The organism is Nocardia sp. NPDC057272 (genome assembly GCF_042668615.1).
In the GTDB taxonomy this organism is placed as follows: Bacteria; Actinomycetota; Actinomycetes; order Mycobacteriales; family Mycobacteriaceae; genus Nocardia.
Genome location: NZ_JBHUYK010000032.1, coordinates 67,545 through 75,263 on the forward strand (window position 1 = coordinate 67,545; position 7,719 = coordinate 75,263).

Below are 7,719 nucleotides of genomic sequence, written 5' to 3' on the forward strand. Positions count from 1 at the left end.
CCACACCGCGGCGTCCGGGCGCCGAGATCGGCCCGGGTCGGTGCGATCGCGCTCAGTGATCGGCCGGATGATCCCGTGCCGGCGCGTGGTCATCCTGATCGGCGACGGCCGGCACGTCGTCGCCGGCGACGTCGTCCGGCTCGGAGGTCCCGGAGTCGGTGCGCGGCATGACGATCCGTACCTCGGTGCCACGCCCGAGGGTCGAGTCGATCACGGCGGTACCGCCGCGGCGCTCGATCCTGGCACAGATCGACTTGGCCACCCCGCGCCGATCGGCAGGCACCGCCGACACGTCGAAACCGGCGCCACGGTCGCGCACGAAGATGCTCACCTGGTGGGGTTCGGTCTCGGCGAACAGGTCGATCTCGGGGACCTCGGCGTGCTTGGCGGCGTTGACCAGCGCCTCACGGGTGGCGCCGAGCAGGGCGGTGAAATGTTCCTTGGGCAGGCCCGCGCCGGTGTCGCCGGGGTCCATCGCCACATCGCCGACGGTGACCGGGGTGACCTTCACACCGTGCTGGTCCTCCACCTCGCCCGCGATGGTGCGCAGCGCGGTGGCCAGGCTCGACTGGGCGGGCGCGGTGTCGTCGAAGAGCCACTTGCGTAGTTCGCGCTCCTGGCTGCGGGCCAGGCGAAGCACCTCCTGCGGATCCTCGGCCTGACGCTGGATCAGCGCGAGTGTCTGCAATACCGAATCGTGCAGGTGCGAGGCGATCTCCTCGCGTTCCTCGTTGCGGATACGGGCGCCGCGCTCGGCGTTGAGCGCGCGAACCATGCGCAGCCACAGCGGCACCGTCAGCAGACCCGCGCCGACCAGGGTGACCGCCACCGCGATCAGCGCCGACCCGAGCGAACTGAGATCGATCCTGGCCAGCACCACCACACCGAGCCCGACCACGATCAGCGTCGCCCCGGCCACGATGCGCGACCAGGTGACCACCGAGGGACGCGCGGGCAGCCCGAACAGGGCCCGCGGCCCCGGCGCGGCGACATCGTATTCGCGCCACACCAGCGCGGCACCGACCGCCACCACCACGATCGGCGCGATCACCTTCGCCGCGGTCCCCTGGAACAGCCACCCCACCGTCACCGCGAGTCCGAGCCCGAGCAGGGCGAGCCCGATCGCCTGCCTGCGCTCGTCGCCGGTCGGTTTCGCCGCGTCCGCGCCACCCGGAGTGAAGATCCACAGCAGCCCGTACGCCACCAGTCCCGCACCGACCAGCGCGGACAGCAACACGAATGCCAGCCGCACCTTGATCACGTCGACACCGAGATGGTCGGCCAGACCACCCGCTACGCCACCCACCACCCGCCCACCACTGCGGCGGACCAGGCGCGGGGTCTCGGGCACCGGCGCACCCACCGGCTCGGGGCCGGGGACGGGCAGCATGGGCCGATAGCCGCGCGGCACGCCATAACCCTGCGGATACTGGCCGTAACCCGGCGCGGCCCGATACTGCGGCGGCTGCGTGTAGTGCTGCGGCGCCCCATAGACCGCCGGCTCACCCCCGAACGCGCGCTCCACGAAACCACGCGGCCGTTGCCGACCGAACCGCGGATTCGCCGCGGCCCCCGGCCCGTCGGAAGGCCATGGGTGAGTGGCGTTGTTCCCGGCGGCGGCGCCGGGCCCGGACGGGGTCGCAGACCCCTGGGCGGCAGTGCGGGCGGGAACAGACGGATCCATGCTCTCGATACTGGCACGCATCGGGTGGGGTGGGCATCGGGAACATCCCTGAGATCAAATTATCAGGGTTACCCCCGATGTGCGGAAGGGGTGGCTCGGCACACCATGGATGGCATGAGCAGAACGAGCTTCGCCGACCAGGTTCACCAGATGTGGCAGACGCGGCCCGTCCGGCTGCCTCGGCAAGGGCCGATCGCCGGCGTGGCGGCGGGGTTCGGGATGCGGTACGGGGTGGATCCGGTGCTCGTGCGGGTGGCCTTCGTGGTGTCGACGATCTTCGGCGGGGCCGGGATCGTGCTGTACCTGCTGGCCTGGCTGGTGCTGGGGTCGGCGGGCAACGAGATGTCGGCGGCGCAGGCCCTGTCGGCCCACGATCGAGGTTCGCATTCGCAGACCAAGACGATCGTGTTGATCGTCGCGCTGGCTATCGCCGTGTCGACCATGGGGCCGATCGGACTGGGTATGGGCGGGTCCGGGGTGGTCAGCATGGGGCTGATGCTCGCGGGCTGGTGGATGCTGTATCTGCGTCATCCCGAGCTGCCCGCGGGGTTCGACGCCTACCGCTCTCCGCTGGGCACGACGGGCTACCCGGGCGCGGGTTATCCGACCGGGGTCCCGGTGCGCGGCTACCCGTACAACCCGGAGGTACCGCCGACGGGGATGTACACGCCCTACACGAAACTCCCCGACGCCTACGTTCCCGATCCGGCACTCGCCCGCGAGGAAACCCGCATGGCCACAGCCGAATCCACGCCGCTCCTGCGAGTCGACGCGACCGACACGGTCGTTCTGCGCAAGGACATCGACGAATCGGGCAGCGCTGCTGTGGATTCCGTCGAGACCACTCGGATCGCGGTGACACCGGCCCCTGTCGAACCCGGACAAGAGGATCCGGACAACCGCGAAGTCGCCTCGGACGCCGTGTCGGATACGAGCGGGCAGGCGGCGGATTCGGCTCCACCCGTCGATCTCGACAAGCGGGCGGACAGCTCGAAAACCGAGGTCGTCGAGCCGGCCGACGCCGACGAGAGCATGCGGCCCGCCGCGCAACCACAGGCGAACGACGCCGGTGCCACCGCCGTCCTGCGCAAGGACGTCCCCGGAACCATCTCTTCCGCACCGGAGCCCCCGCGGATCAACGCGCAGGTGCCCAACGGCTGGGATCCGCTCGCTGTCGCCCCCCTCGCCTGGGAACTCCCGGAAGCGGCACCCCGCTACGCACCTGTCGCGCCACCGGCACCGAAACGTCCACGCTCCCGGCTCACCCCGGTCACCATCGGCCTGGCGATCCTGGCCGCGGCGCTGGCGGGTGCGGCAGCGGCATCGGGCGTCGAATGGATGACCCCCGCACGGATCGCGGCCTTCGCCTTGGCCGTAGTCGGACTCGGCCTCGTCGTCGGCGCGTTCCTGCGGCGCGGGTACGGGCTGCTGATACTCACCGCCCCGCTGGCCGGGTTCGTGGTGCTGGCCTCCCTGATCGGGCCGATCGACTTCAGCGAAACCGCCGTCGGCGACCGCGTCTGGGCGCCGACCTCGGTCACCGAGTTGCAGCCCCGCTACGCCCTCGACATCGGTTCGGGCACGCTGGATCTGCGCGGTCTGAACCTCACCGAGTCACGCAGCGTCGAAGTCGCGGTGAACATCGGTGACGCGAAAGTGCAACTGCCAGAAGGGATGACGGTGAACATGACGTGTGACATCCGAGTAGCCGACTCCAACTCGACCTGCAAAGACGGACTGAGCGGAGCGAACTCCCCCGGCGCCCCGGTCCTCGACCTGCACGTCAAGATGCACCTGGGTGACGCGGTGGTGACCCGTGGCTGATCCGACCGGCACCGAGCCCGCCCGCCGACCCGCCTTCACCCTGCTGACCATCGGCCTGATCGCACTGGCCGTGAGCGTCTGGGCACTGCTGGGCGCACCCACCCCCGACGACGGCGGGATCCTGCCCATCGGCTGGGGCGTGGTGATCGCGGCCATCGTCATCGGCCTGCTGCTCACGCTGGCCCCCAGCCGTAAACACCACTGACCGAGGACAACCCAGGACACAGCAATGGCCCGTCATCACGACGGGCCATTGCTGTTGACGGGACCAGTTGAAAGACAAGGGCAATGGACGAATCCGAGAAGAGACCGGAAACCCCACTGGCGAAGGTCCTGCCACCGGTCACCCACCGGCCGCACACCGGCGGCTTCCTCCTGGGCAGGCTCCTGCTCACCCAGGCGGCGCCGCCGCGGCCGGCCTAGGTCACTCCCACTCGATGGTGCCCGGCGGCTTGCTCGTCACGTCGAGGACCACGCGATTGACCTCGGCCACCTCGTTGGTGATGCGCGTCGAGATCCGTTCCAGCACGTCGTAGGGCAGCCGGGTCCAGTCCGCGGTCATCGCGTCCTCGCTCGACACCGGACGCAGCACGATCGGGTGACCGTAGGTGCGGCCGTCACCCTGCACACCGACCGAACGCACGTCGGCCAGCAGCACGACCGGGCACTGCCAGATCTGTTTGTCCAGGTCGGCCGCGGTGAGCTCCTCGCGGGCGATGGCGTCGGCCTGACGGAGCAGGTCGAGCCGGTCGGCGGTCACCTCGCCGACGATGCGGATCGCGAGGCCGGGGCCCGGGAACGGCTGGCGCGCAACGATTTCCTCGGGCAGCCCGAGTTCACGGCCGACCGCGCGGACCTCGTCCTTGAACAGCAGGCGCAGCGGCTCGACCAGATCGAACTCGAGGTCGTCGGGCAGGCCACCGACATTGTGGTGGCTCTTGATGTTCGCGGTGCCGGTGCCGCCGCCGGATTCGACGACGTCTGGGTACAGGGTGCCCTGGACCAGGAATTCGACCTTCGGCGCGGCGCCCGCGGCAGCGCCCTCCTCGAGCACGATGCCCGCGACCGCGTCTTCGAAGGAGCGGATGAACTCGCGGCCGATGATCTTGCGCTTCTCCTCGGGATCGGAGACGCCCTTCAGCTCGCCGAGGAACTTGTCCACCGCGTCGACGGTCACCAGCTTGGCGCCGGTCGCGGCGACGAAGTCCTGCTGGACCTGCTCGCGCTCGCCGGCCCGCAGCAGACCGTGGTCGACGAACACACAGGTGAGCCGGTCGCCGATCGCGCGCTGCACCAGCGCGGCCGCCACGGCGGAGTCGACACCGCCGGACAGGCCACAGATGGCGTGCCCGTCACCGATCTGCTCGCGCACGCTCTCGATCAGCGACTCGGCGATATTGGCCGGGGTCCACTGCGCGGGGATGCCCGCGAGCTCGTGCAGGAAGCGGCTGAGCACCTGCTGGCCGTGCGGGGAGTGCAGCACCTCGGGGTGGTACTGCACGCCGGCCAGGCGCCGGGCACGGTCCTCGAACGCGGCCACGGGGGCGCCCGCGGTGGTACCGGTGACCTCGAAGCCCTCGGGGGCGTCGGTCACCGCGTCACCGTGCGACATCCACACCGGCTGGATGGTCGGCAGGCCGCCGTGCAGCACACCGCCGTCGATGTTCAGCTCGGTGCGGCCGTATTCGCGGGTGCCGGTTTCCGACACGGTGCCGCCGAGCGCCTGAGCCATGGCCTGGAAGCCGTAGCAGATGCCGAACACGGGCACACCGAGATCGAACAGCCGAGCGTCGAGTTGCGGTGCGCCCTCGGCGTACACGCTCGACGGACCACCGGACAGGATCACGGCCAACGGCTGCTTGTCGGCGATCTCTTCCACGGTCATCGTATGGGGAATCACCTCGGAGAACACCCGCGCCTCACGCACCCGTCGGGCGATCAGCTGGGCGTACTGCGCGCCGAAGTCGACGACGAGGACCGGTCTCTGAGTATCTGCCACCGCCACAGTTTAGTGACGGGGTGCGACGAGCAAGCAGCGGGCATCGCCGGAGGCCGGACTCGCCGTAGTGACTGTGCACGACGCGCCCCCATTCTTGGGCGTGGCGCGGCGGCTCTGGCTATCCTCGTGCTCGTGCCATTCGCCCGCGCGATCGATGCCGACATCTACTACGAGGACAGCGGTGGCACCGGTCCGGTGGTGTTGCTCGCCCATGAATTCTTCATGGACCGCACGATGTTCGCCTCGCAGCAGGCCGCGCTCGCACCCGAATTCCGGATCGTCGCCTGGGACGCGCGCGGTCACGGCCGCACCAGAGACCAGCGGTTGCCCTTCACCTACTGGACGGCGGCCCGGGACGCGCTGACGGTGCTCGACTCGATCGGCGTCGAACGCGCGATCGTCGGCGGGACGGCGCAAGGGGGCTTCACAGCATTGCGGACCGCGTTGGTCGCACCAGACCGGGTCGCCGCGCTGATCTTGATCAGCACCGAGGCGCACGGGCCGACCCTCGACCAGTCGACCGCCACCCAGCGATTCCTCGACGAGTGGCACGACCGCAGCTCCCGCGAGGAAGCCGCGGGCCGACTGGCCGACTGGCTCATCGGCGACGACACGTGGTACCGCGACATCTGGACCCGCCGCTGGGTCGGCGACGCCCACAGCGGGCTCGACGCCGCCGTCGGCTGCCTACTCGGGCGCGATTCGGTACTCGACCGACTACGCGAGATCACCTGCCCGGCACTGATCATCCATGCCACGCAGAGCGGCATCGCGGGCGACCGGGCGCGCACGCTGGCGGACGGGCTCACCGCCTCCACCTTCGTGGAGATCGATGGCGCCCGTCTCGCCGTCACGATGACGCACCCGGAACCGGTCAATACCGCGATCTCCCGGTTCCTGCGGGATCGGGTCTCACTGACCCACGTTCGTTAGCGCGGGCGGCCTGTCAGCGGACGCTGAGCCCGACCTTCTGGAATTCCTTGAGGTCGGAGTAGCCGGCCTTGGCCATCGAACGGCGAAGGCCGCCGACCAGGTTCAGCGAGCCGAACGGGTCGTCGGAGGGACCGTAGAGCACGCGCTCGAGGCTCGGGCGGGTCACCGCGCCGTCGGGGCCGTCCAGCCAGGCCTCGTCGACCGGCAGGAACGAACCGCGCGGCACCGAGGGGTGCGCGGTCGCCGAGGGCCAGTACCAGCCACGACCGGGCGCCTCCGCCGACGCCGACAGCGGCACACCGAGCATCACAGCGTCGGCGCCACAGGCGATGGCCTTGGCCAGCTGACCCGAGGTGGCCACATCACCGTCGGCGATGACGTGCACGTACCGGCCGCCGGTCTCGTCGAGGTAATCGCGACGGGCCGCGGCCGCGTCGGCGATCGCGGTCGCCATCGGCACGCCGATGCCGAGCACCTCACCGGTGGTGGTGGCGCCGGGGAACGAGCCGTAGCCGACGATGACACCCGCCGCGCCGGTGCGCATCAGGTGCAGCGCGGTGCGGTGATCGCTCACACCACCGGCCACGACCGGCACATCCAGCTCGGCGATGAAAGTCTTGAGGTTGAGCGGCTCCTCGCCACCCACGTGCTCGGCGGAGATGATGGTGCCCTGCACGACCAGCAGGTCGATGCCGGCCTGGAGCAGCGCCGGGGTCAGCGCGCGGGCGTTCTGCGGGCTCACGCGCACCGAGGTGGTCACCCCGGCCGCCCGGACCTGCGCGACGGCGGCGGCCAGCAGGTCGGGCTGCATCGGCGCGGCGTGCAGTTCCTGCAGCAGCGAGATGGCCTTTTCGTAACCCCCCTTGTCGACCAGATCGAGCAGCTGGTCGATCTTGGCCTGCACGTCGGCGTGGCGGGCCCAGAGGCCTTCACCGTTGATCACACCGAGGCCACCCTGGCGACCCAGCTCGATCGCGAACTCGGGCGAGACCAGCGCGTCGGTGGGGTGCGCGAGCACCGGGATCTCGAAACGGTAGGCATCGAGCTGCCACGCCAGCGAGACCAGCTTGGACGAACGCGTCCGCCGCGAAGGCACGATATCGACGTCGTCCAGCTCGTAGGTCCGACGGGCGACCCTGCCCATACCGATTTCGACCATGTCACGCACAGTTGCTCCTGTGTTTTTGGAGCGCTGGCGCGCTCGAGTTCGCGGCCACCACGGGCCGCCGGTCAGGCACCGCCGCTTGCTCCTTCGTCGCCTACGCGGCGGCGCCTGACC

7 protein-coding genes are annotated in these 7,719 nt (G+C 70.2%); 4 read left to right on the plus strand and 3 right to left on the minus strand.

Annotation, left to right across the window (positions count from 1 at the left end; all coding sequences use genetic code 11):
* Positions 1-52: 52 nt before the first annotated feature.
* The gene (locus ACFULV_RS30320) at positions 53-1,390 is read right to left on the minus strand and encodes a PspC domain-containing protein (protein WP_378662635.1); all 1,338 of its coding nucleotides are present in this window, start codon (positions 1,388-1,390) and stop codon (positions 53-55) included.
* 408 nt (positions 1,391-1,798) lie between these two features.
* On the opposite strand from ACFULV_RS30320, the gene ACFULV_RS30325 reads away from it, so the two are divergent.
* From ACFULV_RS30325 to ACFULV_RS30335, 3 genes are all read left to right on the plus strand, one after another.
* Positions 1,799-3,508, plus strand: a complete 1,710-nt coding sequence (locus ACFULV_RS30325; RefSeq protein ID WP_378662618.1) for a PspC domain-containing protein — start codon at positions 1,799-1,801, stop codon at positions 3,506-3,508.
* Positions 3,501-3,713 carry a hypothetical protein gene (locus ACFULV_RS30330; protein WP_378635349.1) on the plus strand — a complete coding sequence of 71 codons (213 nt, stop codon included), beginning with the start codon at positions 3,501-3,503 and terminating at the stop codon, positions 3,711-3,713. Before ACFULV_RS30325 ends, ACFULV_RS30330 begins: the two co-directional genes overlap by 8 nt.
* 83 nt (positions 3,714-3,796) lie before the next feature.
* The gene (locus ACFULV_RS30335) at positions 3,797-3,931 is read left to right on the plus strand and encodes a hypothetical protein (protein WP_378635347.1); all 135 of its coding nucleotides are present in this window, start codon (positions 3,797-3,799) and stop codon (positions 3,929-3,931) included.
* A 1-nt stretch (position 3,932) separates the two neighbouring features.
* On the opposite strand, the gene guaA is transcribed toward ACFULV_RS30335, so the two are convergent.
* The gene (gene guaA, locus ACFULV_RS30340) at positions 3,933-5,507 is read right to left on the minus strand and encodes a glutamine-hydrolyzing GMP synthase (RefSeq protein WP_378635344.1); all 1,575 of its coding nucleotides are present in this window, start codon (positions 5,505-5,507) and stop codon (positions 3,933-3,935) included.
* A 132-nt stretch (positions 5,508-5,639) separates the two neighbouring features.
* Between guaA and ACFULV_RS30345 the strand changes: the two genes are divergently transcribed.
* Positions 5,640-6,440: an alpha/beta fold hydrolase gene (locus ACFULV_RS30345; RefSeq protein ID WP_378662621.1), complete on the plus strand. Its 801-nt coding sequence runs from the start codon at positions 5,640-5,642 to the stop codon at positions 6,438-6,440.
* Between the two features lie 13 nt (positions 6,441-6,453).
* Here the strand turns inward: ACFULV_RS30345 and ACFULV_RS30350 are convergent, their stop codons facing one another.
* Positions 6,454-7,608 (minus strand): GuaB3 family IMP dehydrogenase-related protein, encoded by a 1,155-nt coding sequence (locus ACFULV_RS30350; RefSeq protein WP_378662624.1) that lies wholly within the window; start codon positions 7,606-7,608, stop codon positions 6,454-6,456.
* Positions 7,609-7,719: the final 111 nt, after the last annotated feature.

Coding starts and splice junctions, on each gene's coding strand:
- ACFULV_RS30320 (WP_378662635.1), bottom strand. CDS start 1,390: ATGCTGCCCGTCCCCGGCCCCGAGCCGGTGGGTGCGCCGGTGCCCGAG.
- ACFULV_RS30325 (WP_378662618.1), top strand. CDS start 1,799: ATGAGCAGAACGAGCTTCGCCGACCAGGTTCACCAGATGTGGCAGACG.
- ACFULV_RS30335 (WP_378635347.1), top strand. CDS start 3,797: ATGGACGAATCCGAGAAGAGACCGGAAACCCCACTGGCGAAGGTCCTG.